Here is a 24,902-nt window from a genome sequence, read left to right on the forward strand (position 1 = left end):
GTAGGGGTGATTGTCCCGAAATCAAGGGGTTGTTCTGGCAGGGCTGCGCCCTGCACCCGCAGAGGCCAGAGCAACAGCAACAGCAACAGCGGGCATTCCGTGGGATGGCGGGGCACTGTGGGTTTGCGGGGACGCTGTAAACCCGTCCATGGGGGCTTTGTCGCGGCATCCATGCCGCTCACACCCCGCAAACCCACAGTGCCCCGCCTTCGACAGATCGTCGCGACCTGGAGTAGTTCCACGCCATGCGTGGATGAAATCTCCCAAATATCGAAATACCCCAAAAAGCCGTTTGACAGATCGCAGGAAACTGTCGAAGGCGGGGTGGGTCAGGTTGTGGGGGTGTCCGCGGCATGGATGCCGCGGCCAAGCCCCCATGGACGGGTTTACGGCGTCCCCCACAGCCTGACCCACCCCGCCTACCCACGGGAAACCAGCTTTTGCCGTTGCTCTGGCTGTTGCTTCGGCCGTTGCTTCGGCCTCTGCGGGTGCCGGGCGCAGCCCGGCCGAACTACAATCCCGCTCATGCTGAAATTCTCGAATACCTCCTGCCGGGGGCGCCGATGAGCGGCCGTACTGCGAACGAAGGCCAGGTCCGCATCATCGGTGGGCGCTGGCGCAATACCCGGCTGCCGGTTCCGACCCTGCCGGGCCTGCGGCCCAGCAGCGACCGCGTGCGTGAGACCCTGTTCAACTGGTTGATGCCCAAGCTGGGCGGGGCGCGCGTGCTGGACCTGTTCGCCGGCAGCGGCGCGCTGGGGCTGGAGGCGGTCTCGCGCGGTGCCGCGCACGCCACCCTGGTCGAGCGCGATGCGCAACTGGCGCGCAATCTGTCCGCTGCCGTGGCCAAACTGCAGGCAGGCGACAGCGTCACGGTCGCCCAGGCCGATGCGCTGCGCTGGCTGCAGGCCGCGCCGGCACAGCAGGCGGATCTGGTGTTCATCGACCCGCCGTTCGCCGATGGCCTGTGGCAGGACGTGCTGGCCCAGCTGCCGCGGCACCTGGCCGCCGATGCCTGGTTGTACCTGGAATCGCCGGCCAGCCACGTGCCGGCGCTGCCCCCGGAATGGCTGCTGCACCGCGATGGCGGCACCCGCGAGGTGCGCTTTGCCCTGTACCGCCGCGCCGCTGCTACACTTTGACCTCATCTGAACATCTGCTACCGCCCATGACCGTGGCCAACCGCCGCATCGCCGTCTATCCCGGCACGTTCGACCCCATCACCAATGGTCATATCGACCTGGTGAGCCGGGCCGCACCGCTGTTTGAAAAGGTCGTGGTGGGCGTGGCGCAGAGCCCCTCGAAGGGACCGGCCCTGCCGCTGGAGCAGCGCGTACAGCTGGCGCGTGGCGCCCTGGGCCACCACAGCAACGTCGAGGTCATCGGCTTCGATACGCTGCTGGCCCATTTTGTACGTTCGGTGCAGGGCGGTGTGCTGCTGCGCGGGCTGCGCGCGGTGTCCGACTTCGAGTACGAATTCCAGATGGCGAGCATGAACCGCCACCTGATTCCGGAGGTCGAGACCCTGTTCCTGACCCCCGCCGAACAGCACAGCTTCATCTCGTCCTCGCTGGTCCGCGAGATCGCACGCCTCGGTGGCGATGTGTCCGGCTTCGTGCCGGCCGCCGTGCTCGAGGCGCTGCGCAAGGTCCGCGAAGCGAAGTCGGCGCAGTCGTAAGCCCTGGCCAGCAGTAGATCCTGTAGCACCACGCATTCCATTACGCACACCAACACGCAACATTCCGGGAGGAAATCCATGAACAACACCATGCGCGCGATGCTGATCGCCTCGTTTGCCCTGGCTTTCACCGCCTGCAAGAAGGAAGAAGCCGCTCCGGTCGACGAAGCCAAGCAGGCGCTGGTCGCCCCGGCCAAGGAAGACGACGCAGGCTGGAAGAAGTACCTGCAGGAAGTGGCCATCCAGAACATGGGCAACATCACCAACAGCCCGTTCCTGTACTACCTCTCGCCGGAATCGGATCCGGACTTCCAGGCCAAGTACGAGCGCCAGACCGAAAGCGCGACCCAGGCCGTGGCCCGTGGCGTGCAGCCGGGCAACATGCTGGCCTTCGGTTCGTCGGCCTCGGGCAAGATGGCTGACATGATCCAGACCGTGTTCAAGGATGTCTCGCCGGATTCGATGAAGGGCGTGCGCGTCGTCTTCATCGGCCAGTCCGCCGACAACGCCCGCGTGCAGGCCGTGGTCCAGCCGACCGGTGCCGAGTACATTTTCGTCGAAGCCAAGTAAGACCGAGCCGAGGCGGTCGTGCTTCGGCACGACCCGGGCGGCGCCCTGCGATGGGCGCCGCTGATGACCTGACCGGCCCGCGCGCCCGCGCAGGCCGGTCCTTGTCCCAAGGCGCGGGCGTGGAGTATCGCCATGTCGCTGAAAATCAATGAGCTCTGCGTCAACTGTGACGTATGCGAGCCGGCCTGCCCGAACCAGGCCATCACGATGGGTGAAACCATCTACGTGATCGACCCCGCCCGCTGTACCGAGTGCGTGGGCCATTTCGACGAACCGCAGTGCGTGGTCGTCTGCCCGGTCGAATGCATCGACCCCGATCCGGACATCGTCGAAACCGAAATCGAGCTGCTGGCCAAGTTGCGCCAACTGCAGCACGATCATCCCGAACTCTATGCGGAGCCCCCATCCGAATGAAGTCGTTCGCCCGCCCCCTGTTGCTGCTCGGCCTGCTGCTGAGTTCCGTCGCTTGGGCTGATGCCCCGGTCCGTGCCGAACGTCCCGATGGCGCGGCCATCGCCAGCGGTCACGCCCTGGCCACCCAGGCCGGTGTCGACATCCTGGCCCAGGGCGGCAACGCCTTCGACGCGGCGGTGGCGGTGTCTTCGACCCTGGCAGTGGTCGAGCCGATCAGCTCCGGCCTCGGTGGCGGCGGCTTTTTCCTGCTGCATGATGCGGCTACCGGCAAGGACGTGATGCTGGACGCGCGCGAGACCGCGCCGGCCGCGGCCACGCCGCAGGCCTTCCTCGACAAGAAGGGTGACCTGGACCGTGACCGCTCGGTCAACGGCCCGTGGTCGGCCGGCATTCCGGGCCTGCCGGCGGCGCTGGTCGAACTGTCGGCCAAGCACGGCAAGCTGCCGCTGTCAGCGTCGTTGCAGCCGGCGATCCGCATCGCGCGTGAAGGCTTCCCGGTGTACGACCGCATGGCCAAGGGCTATGCCTCGCGCCGTGAAGTGATGGAGCGTTATCCCGGTACGCGCGAGGTCTACCTGCGCAATGGCAAGCCGATCGCCACCGGTGACCTGTTCAAGCAGCCGGAGCTGGCGCAGACCCTGGAGCGCCTGGCGGCCGGTGGCTTTGATGGCTTCTACAAGGGCCAGACCGGCAAGCTGCTGCTGGCTGGTGTGAAGCAGGCGGGTGGCAAGTGGACCGCCGAAGAGCTTGCCGGCTACCGCGTGAAGCAGCGCGCGCCGATCGTCTTCAACTACAACGGCTGGAAGATCACCACCGCGCCGCCGCCGTCTTCCGGTGGCATCGCTCTCGCCAGCATGCTGCAGATCCTGGAAGGCTGGGACATCAAGCAGATGGATGCCGCGCACCGAACGCACCTGGTGGTCGAGTCGATGCGCCGTGCCTACCGTGACCGCACCTTCTTCCTTGGCGATCCGGATTTCGTGCAGATTCCGCAGAAGGTGCTGGCCAGCAAGGATTACGCGCAGGGCCTGCGCGCAACCATCCACCCGGAAAAGGCCACCCCCAGCGACCTGCTGTCGGGCAACCCGACGCCGCTGGAGGATGACGAGACCACACATTTCTCGATCATCGACCGTGATGGCAACCGTGTCGGCGCCACCCAGACCGTCAACCTGCTGTACGGCTCGGGGCTGATTCCGAAGGGCACCGGCGTGCTGCTGAACAATGAGATGGACGACTTCGCGCTGAAGCCGGGAACGCCCAACGCCTTTGGCGTGATGGGGTACGCCGCCAACGCGCCAAAGCCGGGCAAGCGCATGCTCAGCTCGATGACGCCCACCTTCATGGAAAACGACGACAAGGTGGTCGTGCTGGGCACGCCCGGTGGCAGCCGGATCATCACCATGGTGCTGCTGGGTATCCTGGGCTACGACGCTGGGCTGGATGCGCAGCAGGTCGCCGCGCTGCCGCGCTACCACCACCAGTGGCTGCCGGACCTGATCGAAGCGGAAAGCAATGCTTTCGACGCTGGCACCATCAAGCAGCTGCAGGCGATGGGCCACAAGATCGACCTGCCGGGCGAGGTCGCTGCCGGTGGCCGTGGTTCCAGCCACGTGTGGGGCAACCTGCAGACGGTTGAGTGGGACCGCAAGGCCAACAAACTGTTTGGCGGCAGCGACCCGCGCAACCCGGTCGGCAGTGCCCAGGTCGTGCCGGCTCCCTGATCCGGCGGTAGCGCCGGGCAATGCCCGGCGGACGCAAACCTGGGAACCCCGCCCGCAACGGCGGGGTTTTTCATTTCCCGGCTAGCGATTATTTAACGAGCGGCGACCGATAATTGCGTCATGAAACTATGGTCGATCCGCGGTAATACCCAGCGTCTGGATGGCGGTGCAATGTTCGGCAACGCGCCGCGCGCGTTGTGGGAAAAGTGGGCAGCACCGGATGAGCTCAACCGCATCGAGCTGGCCTGCCGTGCGTTGTTGGCGAGCCCGCTGGAAGGCAAGACGGTGCTGTTCGAAACCGGCATCGGTGCGTTCTTCGAGCCGCGCATGCGCGAGCGCTATGGCGTGCAGGAAAGCCAGCATGTGCTGATCGATTCACTGCGCGAAGCCGGCTTCGAGCACGAAGACATCGACGTGGTGGTGCTCAGCCATCTGCATTTCGACCATGCCGGTGGCCTGCTGGCTGCGTGGCGCGAAGGTCGTGAACCGGAACTGCTGTTCCCCAATGCGACGTACGTGGTCGGTGCGCAGCATTGGCAGCGTGCGCTGCAGCCGCACCCGCGCGATCGCGCCAGCTTCATTCCGGAACTGCCGGGCCTGCTGCAGGCCAGTGGCCGCCTGGAAGTGGTGGACGGCGAGTATTCAAAGGTGCTCGGCCACAGCGTGCGTTTCAGCTACAGCGACGGACACACGCCGGGGTTGATGCTGGCCGAGATCGTGGGACAGGACCGCGCAGGCACAGGGACACATGGCGGCGTGGTGTTCTGCGCCGATCTGATTCCCGGGCGCTCGTGGGTGCACGTGCCGATCACCATGGGGTATGACCGCAACGCCGAGCTGCTGATTGACGAGAAGCGGCAGTTCCTGGAAGACAAGCTGGCGCGCAACGTGCATCTGTTCTTCACCCATGACCCGCAGGTGGCACTGGCGCAGGTTGGGCGGGATGAGAAGGGGCGTTTCGTGACGCTGCATGAGCAGGGCGAACTGAAGGCGCGCGCGCTGGGGTGAGGTTGGCCGGCAGCGCTGCGCCCTGCACCTGCCGAATCAACGGCAACAGCAACAGCAACAGCGGGCTATCCGTGGGTTGGCGGGGCGGTGTCGGATGGCGGGGACGCCGCAAGTACGTCCTTGTAGGCTTGGCAGCCGCATCCATGCGGCTGACACCCCGCGATCCGACACCGCCCCGCCTTCGACGGGTTCCAGGTGACTGATGCGACTCTCGTTGTATGGATCGGCAGTAGATCCACGCCATGCGTGGATGGGGCCTTTCTTCGCTGTTTTTACGATGCCTTGAGGCAGCTGCTCATGAAGGTCTTGCGGGCGTCGCCGGCGAGCTTTTGGGTGGCGGCATCTGCGTTGCACTTCTTCATGCGCTCCTGCGGCGTGGCAGGGGTTGCCGGTGCGGCTGCGTGCGAACTCAGGCATGCGCTCTGTGCGGACTTGTAGGCGTCGCCTTTCAGCCCTTTGTTCTTTGCCGAACAGTCGGCCATGCGCTGTTGCTGTGGGGTGGCTGCGTTGGCGGCAAGCGGGAGGCCGACCAGCAGGGCGGCGGCGAGCAGCAAAGAGGCTTTCATGGTGGCTCCAGGGCAGGGCGGGTGCGCGGAGCATTCGCCCGTCGCTGCAAAGCCGGCGTGAAGGTGCCTGGAGCGGGTGGAGCACTTCCTTTCGAAAGCGCTCCGCCCCGGTCGATCTCAGCCCACGCGGGTACCGAAGATGCGGTCGCCGGCATCACCCAGGCCCGGCAGGATGTAGCCCTTGTCGTTGAGCTGCGCATCGATCGCGGCGGTGTAGATCTCCACGTCCGGGTGCACGGCCTTCACCGCTTCGATGCCCTCCGGCGCGGCAACCAGGAAGATGCCCTTGATCCGGCGTGCGCCGGCGCGCTTGAGCATGTCGATGGTGGCGATCAGGGTGCCGCCGGTGGCCAGCATCGGGTCGAGGATCAGCGCGTCGCGCTCTTCCAGGCGGCCGGTCAGGCGCTCGAAGTAAGGCACCGGCTGCAGGGTTTCCTCATCGCGCTGCAGGCCGACCACGCTGACACGGGCGGCCGGGATCAGCGACAGCACGCCGCTGAGCATGCCCAGGCCGGCGCGCAGGATCGGCACCACGGTGATCTTGGCGCCGGCGATGCGCTGCACGGTGACCGGGCCGGACCAGCCCGGCAGGGTGTGCGGCTCGGTTTCCAGGTCGGCGGTGGCCTCGTAGGCCAGCAGCGTGCCCAGTTCGTTGGCCAGTTCGCGGAAATCCTTGGTGCTGAGCGCGGCGTTGCGCATCAGGCCGATCTTGTGCTGCACCAGCGGGTGGCGCACTTCGACGATCTTCATGGGAGGGTCTGGCAGAAGGGGAGGCCCCCATTTTAAGCGGAATGCGCGGTGGTGCCGAGCAGCGACCGGCAGGCCAGGCTCCACCGGTGTCATGCCCATGCAACCTGCCGGACATACCGTGCTGACCCAATCTTTACACCGTTGGGGATAGCTGTGCAGAAGAAGAACACGTTGGGCCTGGCAATCAGCCTCTCGCTGCTGGTGACGACCAGCCCGTCGGTGCTGGCGGCCGAAAACGCTGCCGCTGCCGTGGCAGGGGGTGCCGCCGCAGCGACTGATCTGGACCGCATCGAAGTTCGTGCGCAGCTGGAATCGCAGGTACGCGCCGTCGACCTGAAGCGCAGCAGCGATGCCATCGAAGACGCCGTGTCTTCCGATGCACTGGGCCAGTACCCGGACAAGAACGTGGCCGAGTCGCTGCAGCGCCTGCCGGGCATCAGCGTGACCCGCGACCAGGGCGAAGGTCGTTTCGTGGTGGTGCGTGGCCTGGATGCCAATCTCAACAGCGTCAGCGTCGACGGCATCGCCATCGGCACCCCGGAGGATTCCAGCCGTGCCGCGCCGCTGGATGTGATTCCGTCCGATTCGACCGAGCGCCTGCGCGTGGTCAAGTCGCCGACCCCGGACATGCCGGGCGACGCCATCGGCGGCGCGATCCTGGTTGAATCGGCTTCGGCCTTCGATCGTGATGGCCGCAGCCTGCGCGGCAAGATCGAAGCCAGCCACCAGCAGCTGTCCGGCGAAACCAGCCCGAAGGCGGCCTTCAATTACAGCGAAGTGTTCAACGACACCTTCGGCGTGGCGCTGGGCGTGAACTACCAGAAGCGCAAGTTCGAATCGGACAACACCGAAGTGGAGTACGACGGCGAAGACGATGCCGCACCGGGCGACGTCACCGCGATCAACCTGCAGCACCGCAAGTACGAAATCGAGCGCAAGCGCATCGGCGCCAACCTCAACTTGGACTGGCGCCCGAACGAGGACAGCAAGTACTACCTGCGTGCGCTGTACAGCCAGTTCGATGATGCCGAAACCCGCCAGCGGGTGATCTTCAACTTCGATGACGCCAAGATGGTGAAGACCGGTACCGACCAGTACCGGTTGGACGGCATGCCGAAGGATTCCATCGACAAGCGCATGCGCTACCGCACCAAGGAAGAGAACACCTTTGCGGCCAGCCTGGGCGGCGAGAACACGCTGACCAACGCCGTGGTCGATTACAAGGTGGGTTTCACCCGTACCGAAGAGCGGGTGAACGATGAAATGGAGGCGCGCTTCAAGCTCAACGGCAAGGCCTTCAACGGTACTCTGGACCAGAGCAGTCGAATGCCCAGCTACAGCTTCGACAATCCGCAGTGGCTGGACAACACGAACTACGCGTTCGACCGCTTCGTGATTTCACCCAAGCAGGTGAACGACAAGGAGCACAGCGCACAGGTCAACGTGCGCTTCGACGGCGACAGCAGCAGCATCAAGTTCGGCCTGCTGGGGCGCTGGCGCGACCGCGACGTCAACGTAGACGAAAGCGAACTGCGCGTCGGCCCGAAGGTTGCCCTGTCCAGCTGGACCACCGGCTCCCCGGATCACCGCCACGGCACCCTGGGTGACGGCATGGATTCGGACGCGATGCGCGCGTACTGGGCAGCCAACCGTGGCCAGTTCAGTGCCCGTCCGCAGGATGTCGGCGCCAACGCGATGACCTCGCTGGAAGAGGACTACACCGCCAGTGAAGACATCTTCGCCAGCTACGCCATGGGCACCTGGGATGTCGGTGCGCTGCGCATCATCGGTGGCGTGCGTGTGGAGAACACCCGCTTCAGGGCCGAGGGCAACCAGGTCGATGTGGCGGCCAACGGCCGCAGCTACACCGTAACCCCGCGCGTGGCCAACAGCAGCTACACCAACGTACTGCCGGGCCTGCACCTGCGCTACGACGCCGCCGATGACTGGGTGCTGCGCGCGTCGGCCAACAAGACCGTTTCGCGCCCGTCCTTCGGCGATATCTCGCCGCGCGTCGGCTACAGCCGCGGCGACGAGGAAGTGCGCCTGGGCAATCCTGAGCTGGACCCGTACGAGTCGAAGAACATCGACCTGTCGGTGGAGAAGTACCTCGGCAGCACCGGCATCGTTTCGCTGGGTCTGTTCCACAAGTCCATCGACGGCTACATCGTCGAGACGGTGCGCACCAATGATCCGGCCTACGGTGGTTTCGATGTGACCCAGCCGATCAATGGCCGCAAAGCCACCGTGCGTGGTGCGGAGCTGAACTGGCAGCAGCAGCTGGCCTTCCTGCCCGCCGGCCTGGACGGCCTGCTGGTGGGCGCCAGCGGCACCTGGCTGGATACCGGATTCGACGCTGGCATCGAGGATCGCGCCGGTGAGGATTTCACCCTGCCGCGTGCCTCCAAGCACGTGTACAGCGCCCACATCGGCTATGAAAAGTACGGCCTGAGCACCCGTCTGGCGGCGGTGTACCGCAGCGAGTATCTGGACAGCATCGGCAAGGGCCGTGCGTTCGACATCTACGTCGCGCCCAACACCCAGCTGGACTTCTCGCTGGACTACAAGTTCAACGCGAACGTGAGCGTGTACTTTGAAGCGCAGAACCTGCTGGACAAGCCGTTGGAGCTGTACCAGGGCACGCGCTCGCGCACCCTGCAGATGGAAGAGTATGGCCGCACCTACGCCGTCGGCCTGAAGGTGGCGCTGTGATGGCGCGTTGCATGACCCTGATGACGGCCTCGCTGGCAGCCGTTCTTGCCGCCGGCTGCACGCCGGCCGCGGACAAGGCGCCGGCAGCGGCTGCAGCGACCGGCGCTGTGGCACCGGTCGAGCGCAACGTGGCGACCATCGCCGAGGCCTTCCTGACCCCGATGACCCCGGCCGACAACATCGATTCGCCCGCGTCCTGGCAGGCGCCGGATGGCAAGACCTGGCTGATCGCCACGGCCAAGGCCACCGACAAGCTGGTGGTCTACGACGGCAGCAACGGCCAGCACCTGCGCGACGTCGGCAGCACCGGCACCGGCCTGGGCCAGTTCGATCGTCCCAACGGCATCGCTGTGATCGATGACCTGCTGTGGATCGTCGAGCGCGACAACCACCGTGTGCAGGTGCTTTCGCTGCCGGACTTCACTCCGTTGGCCACCTTCGGTGCCGACGATCTGCGCAAGCCCTATGGCCTGTGGGTGGATCGCCGTGCCGATGGCTACAGCGTCTACGTCACCGATTCCTGGGACAACGGCGAGGACGCACAGGGCAAGGACATCCTGCCGCCCCTGGCTGAGCTGGACAAGCGCGTGCGCCAGTACCACGTGTCCCGCGATGGCACGAAGGTGCAGGCAACACTGTCGGCCAGCATCGGTGATACCAGCGAAGCCGGCGCGTTGCGTGTGGTCGAATCGATCTGGGGGGATCCGGCCAATGATCGCCTGCTGATCGCCGAAGAGGACGAAAGCTACGCCAGCGAATTCAAGGTCTACACCCTGGCGGGGCGCTTCACCGGCACCACCTTCGGCCGCGACGTGTTCAAGGCGCAGGCCGAAGGCGTGATGCTGCGCACCTGCGGCAAGGACGGCTGGTGGATCACCACCGAGCAGGGCAAGCAGCGCAGCGTGTTCCATCTGTTCGACCGCCATACGCTGAAGCCGGTGGGCGCGTTCCAGGGCAATACCGTGGCCAACACCGATGGCATCTGGATGATGCAGCAGCCGACGCCGCGGTTCCCGCACGGTGCGTTGTATGCGGTGCACGATGACCAGGGCGTGGTGGCGTTCGACTGGGAGAGCATTGCCAAGCAGCTGGCCCTGCCGCTGGAGTGCGGTTCGTGAGCGCGCGTTTGATGCGCCTGCTTGCGGTCGGCCTGCTGTTGGCGTTGCCATCGGTGGCGATGGCTGCGGCCGAGCCCAATACGCAGGTGCCGTCGGGCAGCCGCTACTACGCGGCCACACCGGTGCCGGACCGCATCGTTGCCTCTCCATCGGTCGACCCCAGCCACGGCTTCGCAGTGGCCTGGCGCACCGATGGCAGCGTGCAGTCGCCGCTGCTGGAAATCGCACGGGCCGACGATTCGCCGGCCATCGAGGGCATCGTCCAGGTGCGCGCGAAGACCCAGGTGCTGCAGACCGAGAACGGCCTGTCGCATCATCATCGCGCCGACATCGATGGTTTGCAGCCGGACACCCTGTATGTCTACCGCGTACAGGGCAATGGCAGCTGGAGCGCGTGGAACCAGCTGCGTACGCTGGCCGCTGCCGACCAGCCGCTGACCCTGCTGTATTTCGGCGATACCCAGAACAAGAACGTCAGCCATGTAAGCCGCGTGGTGCGGGCCGCACAGAAGGCCGCGCCGGATGCACGGATCAGCCTGTTTGCCGGCGACCTGGTCAGCGGTGGCGACAACATGGACGACAGCGAATGGGGCGAATGGTTTGCCGCCACCAGCTGGCTGGCACAGGAGACGCTGGTGGCGCCGGCGATCGGCAACCACGAGTACTTCGAGGAATTCGAGGACACGCCACAGGAGCGCCGTGTGCTGGGCCGCCATTGGCCGGTGACCTTCGCCCTGCCGGGCAACGGTGCCAGCGCGGCGGCGGGTACCAGTTACTGGTTCGACGCACAGGGCGTGCGCGTGGCCGTGGTCGATGGCACTTCGGCGCTGGATCTCGGTACCGCCAAGGCGCAGGCACAGTGGTTGGACAAGGTGTTGTCCGGCAACCGGCAGCCGTGGACGATCGTTCTGCTGCACCAGCCGTTCTATTCGCCGCGCGAGGGTCGCGAGAATGCTGCCCTGCGCAAGGTGCTGCTGCCGGTGGTGCGCCGCCACAAGGTGGATCTGGTATTGCAGGGGCATGACCACACCTATGGCCGTCGCGGCGAAGGGCAGGCGGCAACGCCGCAGTACGTGGTGACCGTAGCCGGGCCGAAGCAGTACCGCCTGTCGGACGAAGCACGCAGGACGATGGACCCTGTGGGCGAAGATACCCAGCTGTTCCAGGTGTTGCGCATCGATCCGCAGCGCCTTCGCTACGAGGCCCGCACGGTGACCGGGCGCCTGTACGACGCCTTCGAGCTGAAGCGCGATGACAATGGCGGCAAGCAACGGGTGGAGCAGCAGGAGGGACGGATCGCGCCGCGTGACTGCGCGCGAGCCCAGACCGCCAAGGGCCGCACCGACCGGTGCTGGGAGTGAGGGCAGACCGATGAGCACGCGCCCGCGCCTCGTTCCCGTGGCCGCCATTGCCGTTGCCCTACTGCTGGTGGTGGGCGCGGTGGCTGCTGCCGATACCGTACTGCGCCCGTTCCTGGCTGCTCAGCCGGAGCAGGTGCCGCAGGAAAGAAAGACGGACGGGTGATCAGGGAAGGCATGAAGTAGATCCACGCCACGCGTGGATTTAACCCACCCGTACACCATCCACGCATGGCGTGGATCTACTGCATCGCGTCCAGAAACAGTTGTGCCTCGTCCGTGCCGCCCAGCACCGCCGAAGCAGGCGCCGCAGGAAAGAAGGACGGGCGGGTGATCAGGGAAGGCATGAAGTAGATCCACGCCATGCGTGGATTGAACCCGCCCGTACACCCTCCACGCGCGGCAGGGTTCTACTGCATCGCGTCCAGGAACAGTTCTGCTTCATCCGTGCTGCCCAGCACCACAGCGACAGCGCGCAGCGCCGCTTCGCGATGAACCGGACGGATCCCGCCATCATCGTCATCGCTGTACAGATCCTCATCGGCCTCGAGGTAAACGCTGCCGGCCGCCGCCAGTGCGGCCATCAGGGTCGGTACGTCGGCGACGAACCCGTCGGCGTCCCAGTGGCCCGCGCCATGACGGGCGAACAGAACGCGGCCATCGTCGATGTCGAGGATGAGAGGATCGGCGCCACGGTCGGCGATCACCAGCCAGTGCGCTGGCCAGTCGCTGATCGGTTCGCCATCGATGCCGTTCCAGCGATAGCCTGCCTGGTAGGCCCACAGGCGCTGCAAGGGCGGCAGCCACACTTCTACGCCCGGTACGGTGATGCCGCTGGGCCCTTTGGCAGGATTGAATACCTCACCGAACGGGCCGACGCGTGCATAGAATCTGGCCAGCACGTCCGGCAGCGGGAACGGCCCCTGCCACGCGTCGGCGTGTTGCGGTTGCAGGGTGCCGAAGCGGGCAAAAGCTGCGTGCAGTTCATCCATGACGTGGGCCGGGCGGAAGCGGAAGAGCGCGCAGCCTAGCAGAGCCGGTCGCACGCATCGCCTTCACCGTCACTGGCTATCATGGCCGCCCAGCAACTGAGAGGCAGTGCACGTGTCGGTAGCGTTGGTATGGTTCCGTCGGGACCTGCGGTTGCAGGACAATCCGGCGCTGCAGGCGGCGCTGGAAGCGGGTCACGATGTGGTGCCGGTGTACATCCACGCGCCGCACGAAGAGGGCGAGTGGGCGCCGGGCGCGGCCTCCAATGCGTGGCGCCATCGTTCGCTGGCGGCACTGGATGCCGACCTGCGTGCACGGGGTTCATCGCTGGTGCTGCGTGCCGGTGACAGCCTGCCGGCCCTGCAGGCGTTGATCGAGCAGACCGGCGCTGAAGCAGTGTACTGGAACCGCAAGTACGAACCGGCGACGCAACCGCGCGATGCCGCCATCAAACGCGCGCTGCGCGAGCAGGGTATCGATGCGCAGAGCTGCAACGGCAGCCTGCTGTTCGAGCCTTGGGACATCGCCACCCAGCAGGGGCAGCCCTACAAGGTATTCACTCCGTACTGGCGCAACGTACTCAGCCACTGGCGTTTGCCCGCCTTGCGGGCCGCACCGGAGACGCTGCCGGCGCATACGGTCGACAGCCTCGCGCTGGATACGCTGCAGCTGGCGCCCACGCTTCACTGGGATACCGGGTTCTGGGAACACTGGCAGCCGGGCGAGACTGGTGCGCTCGAGGCGTTGTCCGTGTTCGAGGATGGTGCGCTGCGCGGCTATCGCGAGCAGCGCGACCTGCCGGACCGGGTCGGTACCTCGCGGCTGTCGCCGCACCTGCATTTCGGCGAAATCGCGCCGTGGCGCATCGCCCACGCGTTGGAAGGCCTGCGCAATGCCGGCACCGATGCCGACATCGACGGCTACCTGCGCCAGCTCGGTTGGCGTGATTTCGCCTATCACCTGCTGCACCACTTCCCGAAGACGCCCACCGACAACCTCAATCCACGCTTCGATCGCTTCCCTTGGTCCAACCCCAGTGCTGTCCAGCTGCACGACTGGCAGCGCGGCAACACCGGTGTGCCCATCGTTGATGCTGGCCTGCGCGAGCTCTGGCGTACCGGCTATATGCACAACCGGGTGCGGATGATCGTTGCCAGCTACCTGTGCAAGCACCTGCGTGCGCATTGGCTGCACGGCGCGCGCTGGTTCTGGGACACGCTGGTGGATGCGGACCTGGCCAACAACACGATGGGGTGGCAGTGGGTGGCCGGCACCGGTGCCGACGCGGCTCCCTATTTCCGGGTATTCAATCCGGTTACACAGGCCGAGAAATTCGATCCACAGGCGCGCTACATCAGTCGCTGGGTGCCTGAGCTGGCGGCGCTGCCGGTGAAGGCACGGTTCGCTCCATGGCAGCACCCGCAGCTGTTGGCCGAACTCTCGCCCGGCTACCCGCGCACGCCGCTGGTGGACCTGGCGGCTGGCCGGGATGCCGCTCTGGCCGCCTACCGTCAGTCGGCGGCGGGGTAAAGCGCTGGCTGAGCGGTCCAGACAGCTAGCTGAACACGTCCCTGTCGACCGGCGTGATCATCATCCCGACATCGCGTCCGGCTGTTTATCCTCGTTGCCGCCCGCAAGCCGCCGGCCCGACCGGAAACCAAGGAGAACACCATGATCCGCAACACCACCCGCAACGTCGCACTGGCCCTGATGAGTGCGGCCGTCCTGTCGGCCTGCGCCACCGGCGGCTCCTATGTGCAGAGTGATCCGTACGGCAACCCGACCGAGCAGCAGAACCGCACCGGCCGCAATGCCCTGATCGGTACCGCCATCGGCGTGGCCGCGGGCCTGCTGACCGGCGACAGCGCGACCGAACGTCGCCAGCATGCGCTGATCGGCGCGGGCATCGGTGCACTCAGTGGCGCCGCGGTGGGTCAGTACCAGGATCGCCAGGAGCGCGCGCTGCGCGAGCGCACCGCCAACACCGGCATCGATGTCGAGCGCCAGGGCGACAACATCATGCTGAACCTGCCCGACGGCATCACCTTCGACTTCGGCAAGTCGGCACTGAAGCCGCAGTTCTACGGCTCGCTCAATGGCGTTGCCGGCACCCTGCGTGACTACAACCAGACCATGATCGAAGTGGTCGGCCACACCGACAGCATCGGCAGCGACGCGGTCAACAACCGCCTGTCCAAGGAGCGTGCTGATTCGGTGGCGCAGTACCTGATCGGCCAAGGCGTGCAGAGCGTCCGCATCGAGACCCTGGGCGCGGGCAAGTCCTATCCGATCGCTGACAACAGCACCGATGCCGGCCGTGCCAAGAACCGCCGCGTAGAGATCCGCGTGATTCCTCTCAAACAATAACGCGCAGCGTTATTGCTGTTCCGGCGCAGCCGGAACGAAAATGCCGCCCTTGCAGGCGGCATTTTCTGTAGGTGCCGAGCTTGCTCGGCACGCCGATAGCCCATGTGGAGAGCCGTGCCGACCAAGGTCGGCATGTACCAGAGGCGATCCAGGAGCAGGGTACAGGCGGCATCGCTGCAGCTTACGCCGCCGAAGCAGCCACCTTTTCCAGGATCCGCTTGCCGCTGCTCGCCAGCGCCGCTTCTTCCTGTTCCTGCTGCTGCCGCGCCAGCTTCGCACCGGGGCATTGCGCCAGCATGTAGTTGGCGTCGAAGTTGAGCTTCTCCACCAGGAAATCGACGAACGCGCGCACCTTCGGCGACACCAGGCGGCCACCGGCGAACACCGCGTTGAAATCCACTTCCGGCCCGGTCCAGCCGGCCAGCACGCGGCGCACCATGCCCGACTCGACGAATGGCTTGGCCATCACGTCGCCAGTCAGCAGCAGACCTTCGCCGCACACCAGCGCGCCATTCAGCGCGGACATGTCGTTGGCCGTCATCAGCGGCGTTACCGGGAAGTCGCGCAGCTCGCCACCGTTCTCGCCCAGCTGCCAGGTAAAGCGCGGCGAATTGCCGGTGTGGTACGGCTTGCGCATGGCCAGGATGCGGTGGAACTGCAGCTCTTCCGGATGCAGCGGCTCGCCGTAGCGCTCGATGTAGGCCGGGCTGGCGAACACCTGCGTGCGCAGGCTGCCGAGCTTGCGCGCCACCAGGTTGGAATCGGGCAGGGCACCCACGCGCAGGGCAAGATCGGCCTCACCGGCGATCAGGTCCAGCTTCTCGTTGCCCATGTGCATGTCCAGGCGGATCTCCGGGTACTGCGCATGGAACTGGCCCAGCAGCGGTGCGATCCAGGTGATGCCGATCGAATAGGGCACGGTGAAGCGCAACCAGCCGCGTGGACCGGACTGCAGCTGGCTGACCGCGCTTTCGGCTTCTTCAAGTTCGCGCGCGATGCGCTGGCAATGCTCGTGATAGATCGAGCCGGCTTCGGTGAGGCCGAGGCGGCGCGTGGTCCGGTGCAGCAGGCGCGCACCGAGGCGCGTTTCCAGTTCCTGCACCTTGCGGCTGACCGTGGTCTTGGGCAGGCCGAGCGATTTTGCAGCGGCGATGAAGCTGCCTTGCTCGACCACTTTGACGAAGATCAGCGTCTCGTTGAGATCGTGGGACATGGTCAGGAATCCTGGACGTCGGGGATGGGGCAATCGTGACAGAACGATTGGACCGGGGACGGGATGATTATTCCCCTTAATCAGGACTAATCAAGTAGGGGTTTGAGGTCTATCGTGGCGCCATTCGCTAATTGGAGCCCGTCCGCCATGAGCCTGCGCAACATTCTTGCCCGCTTCCGGATTGCCGGCCAGAACGCTCTGGACCTGGCAATGACCGTCGAATCCCGTCCCAGCTCCTTGGTTAACAAGGATTTTCGGGAGTTTACAGCACCCATGCGTCAGCAGCGTGGCGGTGCCTTGCGCCTTGCATCCCACAAGGGTGACCGACTGCGTCGAATCGGGACTATCCCGGATTTGGGAGGAAATGTCCCGTGAATGGGATTCTGACGCCCGAAGTCCTGGTTCTCGGCGGCACCGGTGCCGTGGGCCAGGGTGTGGTCGGTGCATTGCTGGAGGCCGGCAGCCCCGTGCTGGTGGTCGGCCGCGATCCGGGCCGCCTGGCGGCGTTGCACGAGCAGTTCGCCGATGAGCCGGGCCTGCAGACGATGCTGGGCTCGCTCAGCGACGACAGTTCGGCACGTGCGCTGGCCGAACGCGTGGCGCAGCGGCCGCGCCCGCTGGCAGCGGTGGTTGCCGCGATGGGCGGTCCGTACAACCGTGGCCGTGTGGTCGAGCGTGGCGGTGACGCCCTGTCGGCGGCATTGCAGGCGGACCTGATGCCGCATGTGCACGCGGTGCACCACCTGCTGCCGCTGCTGCAGGACAACGTGCACGCCCGCCGCTACGTGATGATCGGCAGCCCGGCCGGGCTCAAGCCCTGGGCAGGCTATGGCGAGACCTCGATCACCACCGCAGCGTTGCGCATGTACGCGCAGGTAGTGCACCAGGAAGCGCAGGCCGTAGGCGTACGCGCGCAGATGCTGGAAGTGTGCAGTCCGGTCTGCACGCCAGCCAACGCTGCCAACGCCTGTATTGAATGGCCGAGTTCACTGCTGGTCGGTCGCCGCGTGGTGTCCCTGCTCGACGGGTGCCGCGACAACCGCGCAATCGTCCGTTGCGACAGCAGTGATGCCGAACTGCCACGCGGCCTGTTGCACCTGGAAATACCGCCGCTGTGGCGCGACACCGCAGGCGTTGCTTGACCTCGACTTTGGTTGAGGTCGCAGGATACGCCGCCGAAAGTTGATAGCAATTCTCAAATAGCTGTACCACCCCTCCGTACGGATGCATGCCATGACTTCCCCCAATACCACTCCACATCGTTTCGGTCATCGCATCGCGATGGCTGGCGTGTCGATCCTCGCCGCCGCCGTCCTGGCGGCCTGCAGCGGTGGCCATGCCGAAGAAGCCGGCGCGCCGCCCCCGCCGCAGGTCTCAGCTGCCCCCGTGCTGCTCAAGCAGGTCAGCCAGTGGGACGAGTTCAGCGGTCGCGTCGAGGCCGTGCAGAGCGTCGAGCTGCGCCCGCGCGTGTCCGGCTACATCGACAAGGTCAACTACGTTGAAGGCGAAGAAGTGAAGAAGGGCGCCGTCCTGTTCACCATCGATGCCCGCAGCTACCAGGCCGAGTACGACCGGGCCAACGCCGAACTGGCCCGTGCGCGTACCCAGGCGGTGCTGGCCCGCAGCGAGTCCGAGCGTGCCAAGCGCCTGGCCGAACAGCAGGCGATTTCCACCGAGACCGCTGAACAGCGTCGTGCGGCCGCCGACCAGTCCGGTGCGGCGGTGCAGGCTGCGCAGGCCGCCCTGGATGCAGCCCGCCTCAACCTGGAGTTCACCAAGGTGCGTGCGCCGATCGACGGCCGTGCCGGCCGGGCGATGGTCACCGCCGGCAACCTGGTCACCGCCGGCGACAGCGCCAGCGTGCTGACCACGCTGGTCTCGCTGGATACGGTGTTCGTGTACTTCGATGCCGACGAAAGCACCTTCCTGCGCTACGCGCAGATGGCACGCAAGGGCGAGCGCCCGAGCGAGCGCGACAGCGAGCTGCCGGTGAAGATCGGCCTGTCCGGTGAAGAAGGCTACCCGCACTCGGGCAAGGTCGACTTCCTCGACAACCAGGTGACCCGCAGCACCGGCACCATCCGCGTCCGCGCGCTGCTGGACAACGCCGATCGCCAGTTCACCCCGGGCCTGTTCGCCCGCGTGCAGCTGCTCGGCAGCGGCCAGTTCCAGGCCATGCTGATCGACGACAAGGCCGTGCTGACCGACCAGGACCGCAAGTACGTGTACGTGGTCGACAAGGATGGCAAGGCCCAGCGCCGTGACATCCGCCTCGGCCGCACCGCCGAAGGCCTGCGCATCGTCGAGCAGGGCCTGGCCGCCGGTGACAAGGTGATCATCGATGGCGTGCAGAAGGTCTTCATGCCCGGTATGCCGGTGCAGGCGAAGGCGGTGGCGATGCAGCCCACCGCTGCGCCGGCGCCGGGTCGCGATGCAACTGCCGCACTGAACCACTGATCCGCCGGCTCCTGATCCGCGTCCCCGCTTAGCTGCCGGTGCCAGCGGCAGCCGTCACTGCCTTCGCCAGATTGGCGAGGGGCAGGGCGGCTGTTGCCCGCCGACGGCCTTTTCCAGGAATTCTTCCATGGACTTTTCCCGTTTCTTCATCGACAGGCCGATCTTCGCGGCGGTGCTGTCGATCGTGATCTTCGCCGCAGGCCTGATCTCGATTCCGATGCTGCCCATCGGTGAGTACCCCGAAGTGGTGCCGCCGTCGGTGGTCGTACGCACGGTCTACCCGGGCGCCAACCCGAAGGTGATCGCCGAAACCGTGGCCACCCCGCTGGAGGAGGCCATCAACGGCGTTGAGGGCATGATCTACCTCAAGTCGGTGGCCGGTTCCGACGGCGTGCTGCAGATGACCATCACCTTCCGCCCGGGCACCGACCCGGACGAAGCGGCGGTGAAGGTGCAGAACCGTGTCGCCCAGGCCCAGGCGCGACTGCCCGAGGACGTGCGCCGGCAAGGCGTGACCACCCAGAAGCAGTCGCCCACCTTCCTGATGGTGGTGCACCTGACCTCGCCCAACGGCAAGTACGACACCCTGTACCTGCGCAACTACGCCCGCCTGCACGTCAAGGACGCGCTGGCACGTATCCAGGGCGTCGGCGACGCACAGATCTTCGGCGGTGGTGACTATGCCATGCGCGCCTGGCTGGACCCGGACAAGGTGGCTGCGCGCGGCCTGACCGCCAGCGACGTGGTGCGCGCCATGCGCGAGCAGAACGTGCAGGTCTCGGCCGGCCAGCTCGGCGCCGAGCCGATGCCCAACAGCCAGTTCCTGACCCTGATCAATGCCCAGGGCCGCCTGCGCAGCGAGCAGGAGTTCGGCGACATCGTGCTCAAGAGTGGCACTGACGGTGAAGTGGTTCGGCTGGCGGATGTGGCCCGTGTCGAACTGGGTGCCGGTGACTACACGCTGCGCTCGCAGCTGGACGGCAAGAACGCGGTGGGTATCGGTATCTTCCAGGCCCCCGGCGCCAACGCGCTGGAGATCCGCGATGCGGTGATGGCCAGCATGGACGAGATGCAGAAGACCATGCCGGCCGACGTGAAGTACGAAGCGGTGTATGACACCACCATCTTCGTGCGCGACTCGATCAAGGCCGTGGTCTCCACCCTGCTGGAAGCCATCGCGCTGGTGGTGCTGGTGGTGATCCTGTTCCTGCAGACCTGGCGTGCGTCGATCATCCCGCTCATCGCGGTGCCGGTGTCGATCGTCGGTACGTTCGGCGCGCTGTACCTGCTGGGCTTCTCGATCAACACGCTGAGCCTGTTCGGCCTGGTGCTGGCGATCGGCATCGTGGTCGATGACGCCATCGTGGTGGTGGAAAACGTTGAGCGCAACATCGAAGAAGGCCTGACCCCGCTGGCCGCTGCGCATCAGGCGATGCGCGAAGTGTCCGGGCCGATCATCGCCATCGCGCTCGTGCTGTGTGCGGTGTTCGTGCCGATGGCGTTCCTGTCGGGCGTCACCGGTCAGTTCTACAAGCAGTTCGCGGTCACCATCGCCATCTCCACGGTGATCTCGGCGATCAACTCGCTGACCCTGTCGCCGGCCCTGGCGGCCCGCCTGCTCAAGCCGCATGGCGCGCCGAAGGATGCCCCGACCCGCATCATCGACCGTCTGTTCGGCTGGGTGTTCCGTCCGTTCAACCGCTTCTTCAAGTCCAGCTCGGAAAAGTACGAGCGTGGCGTGTCGAAGATCCTCGGTCGTCGTGGTGCGGTGTTCGTGGTGTACGCGGTGCTGCTGGTGGGTACCGGTTTCATCTTCAAGCTGGTGCCGCCGGGCTTCATTCCGACCCAGGACAAGCTGTACCTGATCGCCGGTGTGAAGCTGCCGGAGGGTTCGTCGATCGCGCGTACCGATGAAATGCTGCGCAAGGTGGCCAAGATCGCCCAGGAAACCGATGGCGTGGCGCACACCATCTCGTTCCCCGGTCTGAATGCCCTGCAGTTCACCAACACGCCCAACACCGGTGTTGCGTTCATTCCGCTCAAGCCGTTCAGTGAGCGCCATGGCCGCACCGCGGCGCAGATCAATGCGGAGATCAACCAGAAGATCGCAGGCCTGCAGGAAGGGTTCGCCTTCGCCATGATGCCGCCGCCGATCCTCGGCCTCGGTAACGGCAACGGCTACCAGATGTTCATCCAGGACCGTGGCAACCTCGGCTATGGCGCATTGCAGAACGCGGTGCAGTCGATGCAGGGCGCGGTTGCGCAGACCCCGGGCATGGCCTTCCCGATCACCAGCTACCAGGCCAACGTGCCGCAGCTGGATGCCGAGGTGGACCGCGTCAAGGCGAAGGCCCAGGGCGTACAGCTGACCGAGTTGTTCGATACGCTGCAGACCTACCTGGGTTCGGCCTACGTCAACGACTTCAACCAGTTCGGACGTACCTGGCAGGTGATCGCACAGGCAGATGGCCAGTTCCGTGACAGCGTCGAGGACATCGGCAAGCTGCGGACCCGCAACGATCGTGGCGAGATGGTGCCGATCGGCTCGATGGTCACCGTCAAGGAAACCTACGGTCCGGACCCGGTACTGCGCTTCAACGGCTATCCGGCCGCTGACCTGGCCGGTGAAGCCGACCCGCGTGTGCTGTCCTCGGCCGAAGCGATGAACAACCTCACCGCCATCGCCGCCAAGGTGCTGCCGGTGGGCATGGCTACCGAGTGGACCGACCTGAGCTACCAGCAGGCGACCCAGGGCAAGGCGGCCTTCATCGTGTTCCCGGTGGCGATCATGTTGGCGTTCCTGGTGCTGGCCGCGCTGTACGAAAGCTGGTCGCTGCCGTTGGCGGTGATCCTGATCGTGCCGATGACCCTGCTGTCCGCGCTGTTTGGCGTGTGGATGACCGGCGGCGACAACAACGTGTTCGTGCAGGTCGGCCTGGTGGTGCTGATGGGCCTGGCGTGCAAGAACGCGATCCTGATCGTCGAGTTCGCCAGAGAGCTGGAAATGGGCGGCAAGGGCATCGTCGAAGCGGCACTGGAAGCCTGCCGCCTGCGTCTGCGCCCGATCGTGATGACCTCCATCGCCTTCATCGCCGGCACCGTGCCGCTGGTGCTGTCGCATGGTGCTGGCGCCGAAGTGCGCTCGGTGACCGGTATCACCGTGTTCGCCGGCATGCTGGGCGTGACCCTGTTCGGCCTGTTCCTGACCCCGGTGTTCTACGTGGCACTGCGCAAGTTCGTCACCCGCAACGGTGGTGGCCAGCTGGTGCAGCACGGCGAGCCGACCATCCACCACTGACATGGAAAACAGCGGCGCCGGCAACCACCGGCGCCTGCTTCCCCCTACCAAGGCAATGAATCCATGAACACCCATCAGAACAAGATCGCGCTGGTCACCGGCGCAACCCGCGGCATCGGCCTGGAAACCGTGCGCCAGCTTGCACAGGCCGGCGTGCACACGCTGCTGGCCGGGCGCAAGCGCGAAACCGCAGTGGAACTGGCGTTGAAGCTGCAGGCCGAGGGCCTGCCGGTGGAAGCGCTGCAGCTGGACGTCAACGATGGCGCCAGCATCGCCGAGGCGGTCGAGCAGGTGCGCCAGCGCCACGGTCGTCTGGACATCCTGGTCAACAACGCCGGCATCATGATCGAGAACCCGGCACAACTGCCGTCGGAGCAGTCGCTGGACACCTGGCGTCGCACGTTCGAGACCAACGTGTATGCGCTGGTGGCGGTGACCCAGGCCTTCCTGCCACTGATCAAGCAGGCCAAGTCCGGCCGCATCGTCAACGTCTCCAGCATGCTCGGCTCGCAGACCCTGCATGCCGATCCGACCTCGGGCATCTACGACTTCAAGATCCCGGCCTACAACGCGTCCAAGGCCGCGGTGAACAGCTGGACCCTGGCCCTGGCCCATGAACTGCGCAGCACGCCGATCAAGGTCAACACCGTGCACCCCGGCTACGTGAAAACCGATATGAACGGTGGCAACGGCGAGATCGAAATCGCCGAGGGCGCGCGTTCCAGCGTGCAGATGGCGCTGATCGGCGAGTCCGGCGCCAGCGGCAGCTTCACCTACCTGGGCGAGGTGCTGCCATGGTGATCCGCACCCTGGCGATGGCCGTCTCCAGCCTGGTGCTGGCGGGCTGTGTCAGCGTCGGCCCCAACTACAAGGCACCGGTGCAGGAGCCCGTCGTCCTGCAGGGTGCACAGCAGCCGGTCTTCAGCACCACCTCGCCGGTGGCCAGCTGGTGGGCGCAGTTCGATGACCCGGTGCTGGAAGAACTGGTGCACGGCGCGCTGTCGGACAACCTGGACCTGCGCGTCGCTGTCGCCCGTGTCAGCCAGGCCCGTGCCGTGTTTGTCGAGAGCCGCTTCGACCAGGCGCCACACGTTACCGCTGGCGGCAGCTACGACCGCCGCAAGCAACCCGATCCGCAGCTGGGTGGGCAGCGGGTGTTCAGTGAAAGCTACCAGCTCGGCTTCGATGCGGGCTGGGAGCTGGATCTGTTCGGCCGCAAGCGCCGCGCTGCAGAGGCCGCGCGTGCCGACCTGGACGCCGAGCAGGCCAACCTTGCCGACGCGCAGGTGCTGATCGCTGCCGAAGTGGCACGCAACTACTTCGAGTTGCGTGGCACCCAGAAGCGCATCGCGGTGGCCCAGCGCACCCTGGTCAACCTGCGCGATACGCAGCGGCTGACCGAGGCACGCTGGGAACTGGGTGCCGGCAGCGAGCTGGACGTGCAGAGCAGCCGGGCACGGTTGAAGGCCATCGAGGCCGACATCCCGCTGCTGGAAGTGGCCGAGACGCAGTCGCGCAACCGGTTGGCTGTCCTGCTAGGCCAGCGTCCGGAAGTGCTGACCGCCATGCTGGCACCGCACGAAGTGCCGGCGTTTGCCAAGGCATTGCCGCTGGGCGACACCCGCGAACTGCTGCGCCAGCGTGCCGACGTGCGGGTCGCCGAACGCCGCCTGGCTGCCGCCACCGCGCGTGTCGGCGTTGCCACGGCCGATCTCTTCCCGCGGTTGTCGCTGTCCGGCTTCGTCGGCTTCCTTGGCGGCGATGCCAGTGGCCTGGTCAACGGCAACAACAAGGCCTGGTCGCTGACCCCGTCGTTGAGCTGGGCGGCGTTCGATTTCGGCACGGTCAAGGCGCGCCTGCGTGCCAGCAAGGCCGAAGCCGAGGGCGTAGCCGCGCAGTACGAACAGGCGGTACTGCTGGCGCTGGAAGACACCGAAAATGCGTTGACCCGCTACTCCAAGCAGCAGGCGCGGCTGGCCATCGTGGTCGAGCAGGCGCAGGCGGCACGGCGTGCCGAATCGCTGGCGCAGATCCGCTACCGCGAGGGCTCGGAAGACTTCCTGACCCTGCTGGACGCGCAGCGCACGCAGCTGGTGGCCGATGATGCACTGGCGGCCGCCGAATCAGAGGTCAATGTCAGTGTCGTGGGTGTGTACAAGGCACTCGGTGGCTGGGGCCAGTCACCGCAGGCGCCGAGCGTGGCGCAGGCGCGCTGATCGACAGGGGACGGAAGCATCTGCTTCCGTCCCTTTTTTCATCATGGCCAGTGGTTGGCCGGAGCATCGTGATCACGCATGCGCACGATGCAGAATCGATGACCGGTGGGCGCTTCCATTACCCACCAGCGTTTGACGAAACCGATCCGGCGGGCACCGAGTTTTTCCAGCCTTTCGGCTTCGGCGTCGATGTCGTCGCTTTCGATATCCAGATGCACCCGCGACGGGTGATCGACCCGCTGCACCTCCACGTTCAATCCCGCCGGCGCGCCCGTCAGATCGGCATACTCTGCGTCGCCTTCAGCACGGGCGGGCTCGGCCTGCAGGCCCAGCGCTGCGGCCCAGAAGCGCGCGCTGTCCGCGGCGGGTGTGTCCTGGCAATCGATGATGAACCCGGCCAGTCGGCTGCGATGGGTCATGCGTTGTCTCCGCTCAACGAGGATGCTGGCAGGGTAGCGCGTGG

General features: G+C 65.9%; 23 protein-coding genes. 18 read left to right on the forward strand and 5 right to left on the reverse strand.

Translation table 11 applies throughout. The features are described 5' to 3' along the window. Positions 1-563: 563 nt before the first annotated feature. From rsmD to AC07UW_RS19500, 6 genes are all read left to right on the forward strand, one after another. The gene (gene rsmD / locus AC07UW_RS19475) at positions 564-1,142 is read left to right on the forward strand and encodes a 16S rRNA (guanine(966)-N(2))-methyltransferase RsmD (RefSeq protein ID WP_495212685.1); all 579 of its coding nucleotides are present in this window, start codon (positions 564-566) and stop codon (positions 1,140-1,142) included. Positions 1,143-1,168: 26 nt separating this feature from the next. After that, positions 1,169-1,678 carry a pantetheine-phosphate adenylyltransferase gene (gene coaD, locus AC07UW_RS19480; RefSeq protein WP_008267036.1) on the forward strand — a complete coding sequence of 170 codons (510 nt, stop codon included), beginning with the start codon at positions 1,169-1,171 and terminating at the stop codon, positions 1,676-1,678. Between the two features lie 78 nt (positions 1,679-1,756). Continuing rightward, the gene (locus AC07UW_RS19485) at positions 1,757-2,248 is read left to right on the forward strand and encodes a hypothetical protein (RefSeq protein WP_025878827.1); all 492 of its coding nucleotides are present in this window, start codon (positions 1,757-1,759) and stop codon (positions 2,246-2,248) included. Positions 2,249-2,380: 132 nt separating this feature from the next. Beyond that, positions 2,381-2,662 carry a YfhL family 4Fe-4S dicluster ferredoxin gene (locus AC07UW_RS19490; protein ID WP_025878828.1) on the forward strand — a complete coding sequence of 94 codons (282 nt, stop codon included), beginning with the start codon at positions 2,381-2,383 and terminating at the stop codon, positions 2,660-2,662. Beyond that, the gene (gene ggt / locus AC07UW_RS19495) at positions 2,659-4,386 is read left to right on the forward strand and encodes a gamma-glutamyltransferase (protein WP_495212686.1); all 1,728 of its coding nucleotides are present in this window, start codon (positions 2,659-2,661) and stop codon (positions 4,384-4,386) included. The genes AC07UW_RS19490 and ggt overlap by 4 nt, the downstream gene beginning before the upstream one ends. A gap of 120 nt (positions 4,387-4,506) precedes the next feature. Then, positions 4,507-5,394, forward strand: coding sequence for an MBL fold metallo-hydrolase (locus AC07UW_RS19500; RefSeq protein ID WP_223494827.1), 888 nt, complete (start codon positions 4,507-4,509; stop codon positions 5,392-5,394). Between the two features lie 272 nt (positions 5,395-5,666). Here AC07UW_RS19500 and AC07UW_RS19505 read toward each other — a convergent pair whose 3' ends face one another. After that, positions 5,667-5,960: a PsiF family protein gene (locus tag AC07UW_RS19505; protein ID WP_223494829.1), complete on the reverse strand. Its 294-nt coding sequence runs from the start codon at positions 5,958-5,960 to the stop codon at positions 5,667-5,669. Positions 5,961-6,077: 117 nt separating this feature from the next. After that, on the reverse strand, positions 6,078-6,710 hold the full coding sequence (gene upp / locus AC07UW_RS19510) for a uracil phosphoribosyltransferase (protein WP_025878832.1): 633 nt from the start codon (positions 6,708-6,710) through the stop codon (positions 6,078-6,080). 201 nt (positions 6,711-6,911) lie between these two features. On the opposite strand from upp, the gene AC07UW_RS19515 reads away from it, so the two are divergent. From AC07UW_RS19515 to AC07UW_RS19530, 4 genes are read left to right on the forward strand one after another with little or no spacing between them, the layout of a single operon-like run. Further along, positions 6,912-9,422: a TonB-dependent receptor gene (locus tag AC07UW_RS19515; RefSeq protein ID WP_495212697.1), complete on the forward strand. Its 2,511-nt coding sequence runs from the start codon at positions 6,912-6,914 to the stop codon at positions 9,420-9,422. An 11-nt stretch (positions 9,423-9,433) separates the two neighbouring features. Beyond that, positions 9,434-10,540 (forward strand): phytase, encoded by a 1,107-nt coding sequence (locus AC07UW_RS19520; RefSeq protein ID WP_495212687.1) that lies wholly within the window; start codon positions 9,434-9,436, stop codon positions 10,538-10,540. 11 nt (positions 10,541-10,551) lie between these two features. Then, positions 10,552-11,901 carry a purple acid phosphatase family protein gene (locus AC07UW_RS19525; protein WP_495212698.1) on the forward strand — a complete coding sequence of 450 codons (1,350 nt, stop codon included), beginning with the start codon at positions 10,552-10,554 and terminating at the stop codon, positions 11,899-11,901. A gap of 10 nt (positions 11,902-11,911) precedes the next feature. Beyond that, the gene (locus tag AC07UW_RS19530) at positions 11,912-12,064 is read left to right on the forward strand and encodes a hypothetical protein (protein ID WP_495212688.1); all 153 of its coding nucleotides are present in this window, start codon (positions 11,912-11,914) and stop codon (positions 12,062-12,064) included. Positions 12,065-12,308: 244 nt separating this feature from the next. Here the strand turns inward: AC07UW_RS19530 and AC07UW_RS19535 are convergent, their stop codons facing one another. Continuing rightward, the gene (locus AC07UW_RS19535) at positions 12,309-12,890 is read right to left on the reverse strand and encodes a hypothetical protein (protein ID WP_495212689.1); all 582 of its coding nucleotides are present in this window, start codon (positions 12,888-12,890) and stop codon (positions 12,309-12,311) included. A 112-nt stretch (positions 12,891-13,002) separates the two neighbouring features. Here AC07UW_RS19535 and AC07UW_RS19540 point away from each other — a divergent pair, with 112 nt between their 5' ends. Together AC07UW_RS19540 and AC07UW_RS19545 are read left to right on the forward strand one after the other, a co-directional pair. Continuing rightward, positions 13,003-14,418, forward strand: coding sequence for a cryptochrome/photolyase family protein (locus AC07UW_RS19540; RefSeq protein WP_495212690.1), 1,416 nt, complete (start codon positions 13,003-13,005; stop codon positions 14,416-14,418). Between the two features lie 141 nt (positions 14,419-14,559). After that, positions 14,560-15,255 (forward strand): YiaD family glycine zipper/OmpA-like lipoprotein, encoded by a 696-nt coding sequence (locus tag AC07UW_RS19545; protein WP_089240401.1) that lies wholly within the window; start codon positions 14,560-14,562, stop codon positions 15,253-15,255. Positions 15,256-15,436: 181 nt separating this feature from the next. Here the strand turns inward: AC07UW_RS19545 and AC07UW_RS19550 are convergent, their stop codons facing one another. Continuing rightward, on the reverse strand, positions 15,437-16,468 hold the full coding sequence (locus AC07UW_RS19550) for a LysR family transcriptional regulator (RefSeq protein WP_025878839.1): 1,032 nt from the start codon (positions 16,466-16,468) through the stop codon (positions 15,437-15,439). Between the two features lie 147 nt (positions 16,469-16,615). On the opposite strand from AC07UW_RS19550, the gene AC07UW_RS19555 reads away from it, so the two are divergent. From AC07UW_RS19555 to AC07UW_RS19580, 6 genes are all read left to right on the forward strand, one after another. Beyond that, the gene (locus tag AC07UW_RS19555) at positions 16,616-16,843 is read left to right on the forward strand and encodes a hypothetical protein (RefSeq protein ID WP_223494836.1); all 228 of its coding nucleotides are present in this window, start codon (positions 16,616-16,618) and stop codon (positions 16,841-16,843) included. Further along, the gene (locus AC07UW_RS19560) at positions 16,840-17,610 is read left to right on the forward strand and encodes an SDR family NAD(P)-dependent oxidoreductase (protein ID WP_025878841.1); all 771 of its coding nucleotides are present in this window, start codon (positions 16,840-16,842) and stop codon (positions 17,608-17,610) included. The genes AC07UW_RS19555 and AC07UW_RS19560 overlap by 4 nt, the downstream gene beginning before the upstream one ends. 91 nt (positions 17,611-17,701) lie before the next feature. Then, positions 17,702-18,925, forward strand: coding sequence for an efflux RND transporter periplasmic adaptor subunit (locus AC07UW_RS19565; RefSeq protein ID WP_223494837.1), 1,224 nt, complete (start codon positions 17,702-17,704; stop codon positions 18,923-18,925). A 127-nt stretch (positions 18,926-19,052) separates the two neighbouring features. Then, positions 19,053-22,223, forward strand: coding sequence for an efflux RND transporter permease subunit (locus AC07UW_RS19570; protein ID WP_025878843.1), 3,171 nt, complete (start codon positions 19,053-19,055; stop codon positions 22,221-22,223). Positions 22,224-22,286: 63 nt separating this feature from the next. Beyond that, entirely contained in the window at positions 22,287-23,024 is a 738-nt protein-coding gene (locus tag AC07UW_RS19575) for an SDR family oxidoreductase (RefSeq protein WP_025878844.1), read from the forward strand. Next, positions 23,018-24,439 carry an efflux transporter outer membrane subunit gene (locus AC07UW_RS19580; RefSeq protein ID WP_025878845.1) on the forward strand — a complete coding sequence of 474 codons (1,422 nt, stop codon included), beginning with the start codon at positions 23,018-23,020 and terminating at the stop codon, positions 24,437-24,439. The genes AC07UW_RS19575 and AC07UW_RS19580 overlap by 7 nt, the downstream gene beginning before the upstream one ends. 41 nt (positions 24,440-24,480) lie before the next feature. Here the strand turns inward: AC07UW_RS19580 and AC07UW_RS19585 are convergent, their stop codons facing one another. Then, positions 24,481-24,858: a VOC family protein gene (locus tag AC07UW_RS19585; protein ID WP_223494838.1), complete on the reverse strand. Its 378-nt coding sequence runs from the start codon at positions 24,856-24,858 to the stop codon at positions 24,481-24,483. Positions 24,859-24,902: the final 44 nt, after the last annotated feature.

This window comes from Stenotrophomonas sp. GW821-FHT02D01 (assembly GCF_059421765.1).

Coding starts and splice junctions, on each gene's coding strand:
- AC07UW_RS19545 (WP_089240401.1), top strand. CDS start 14,560: ATGATCCGCAACACCACCCGCAACGTCGCACTGGCCCTGATGAGTGCG.
- AC07UW_RS19565 (WP_223494837.1), top strand. CDS start 17,702: ATGACTTCCCCCAATACCACTCCACATCGTTTCGGTCATCGCATCGCG.
- AC07UW_RS19555 (WP_223494836.1), top strand. CDS start 16,616: ATGAGCCTGCGCAACATTCTTGCCCGCTTCCGGATTGCCGGCCAGAAC.
- AC07UW_RS19525 (WP_495212698.1), top strand. CDS start 10,552: ATGCGCCTGCTTGCGGTCGGCCTGCTGTTGGCGTTGCCATCGGTGGCG.
- AC07UW_RS19530 (WP_495212688.1), top strand. CDS start 11,912: ATGAGCACGCGCCCGCGCCTCGTTCCCGTGGCCGCCATTGCCGTTGCC.
- AC07UW_RS19535 (WP_495212689.1), bottom strand. CDS start 12,890: ATGGATGAACTGCACGCAGCTTTTGCCCGCTTCGGCACCCTGCAACCG.
- rsmD (WP_495212685.1), top strand. CDS start 564: ATGAGCGGCCGTACTGCGAACGAAGGCCAGGTCCGCATCATCGGTGGG.
- AC07UW_RS19575 (WP_025878844.1), top strand. CDS start 22,287: ATGAACACCCATCAGAACAAGATCGCGCTGGTCACCGGCGCAACCCGC.
- AC07UW_RS19520 (WP_495212687.1), top strand. CDS start 9,434: ATGACCCTGATGACGGCCTCGCTGGCAGCCGTTCTTGCCGCCGGCTGC.
- AC07UW_RS19500 (WP_223494827.1), top strand. CDS start 4,507: ATGAAACTATGGTCGATCCGCGGTAATACCCAGCGTCTGGATGGCGGT.
- AC07UW_RS19580 (WP_025878845.1), top strand. CDS start 23,018: ATGGTGATCCGCACCCTGGCGATGGCCGTCTCCAGCCTGGTGCTGGCG.
- AC07UW_RS19485 (WP_025878827.1), top strand. CDS start 1,757: ATGAACAACACCATGCGCGCGATGCTGATCGCCTCGTTTGCCCTGGCT.
- AC07UW_RS19570 (WP_025878843.1), top strand. CDS start 19,053: ATGGACTTTTCCCGTTTCTTCATCGACAGGCCGATCTTCGCGGCGGTG.
- AC07UW_RS19550 (WP_025878839.1), bottom strand. CDS start 16,468: ATGTCCCACGATCTCAACGAGACGCTGATCTTCGTCAAAGTGGTCGAG.
- AC07UW_RS19490 (WP_025878828.1), top strand. CDS start 2,381: ATGTCGCTGAAAATCAATGAGCTCTGCGTCAACTGTGACGTATGCGAG.
- upp (WP_025878832.1), bottom strand. CDS start 6,710: ATGAAGATCGTCGAAGTGCGCCACCCGCTGGTGCAGCACAAGATCGGC.
- AC07UW_RS19505 (WP_223494829.1), bottom strand. CDS start 5,960: ATGAAAGCCTCTTTGCTGCTCGCCGCCGCCCTGCTGGTCGGCCTCCCG.
- ggt (WP_495212686.1), top strand. CDS start 2,659: ATGAAGTCGTTCGCCCGCCCCCTGTTGCTGCTCGGCCTGCTGCTGAGT.
- AC07UW_RS19585 (WP_223494838.1), bottom strand. CDS start 24,858: ATGACCCATCGCAGCCGACTGGCCGGGTTCATCATCGATTGCCAGGAC.
- coaD (WP_008267036.1), top strand. CDS start 1,169: ATGACCGTGGCCAACCGCCGCATCGCCGTCTATCCCGGCACGTTCGAC.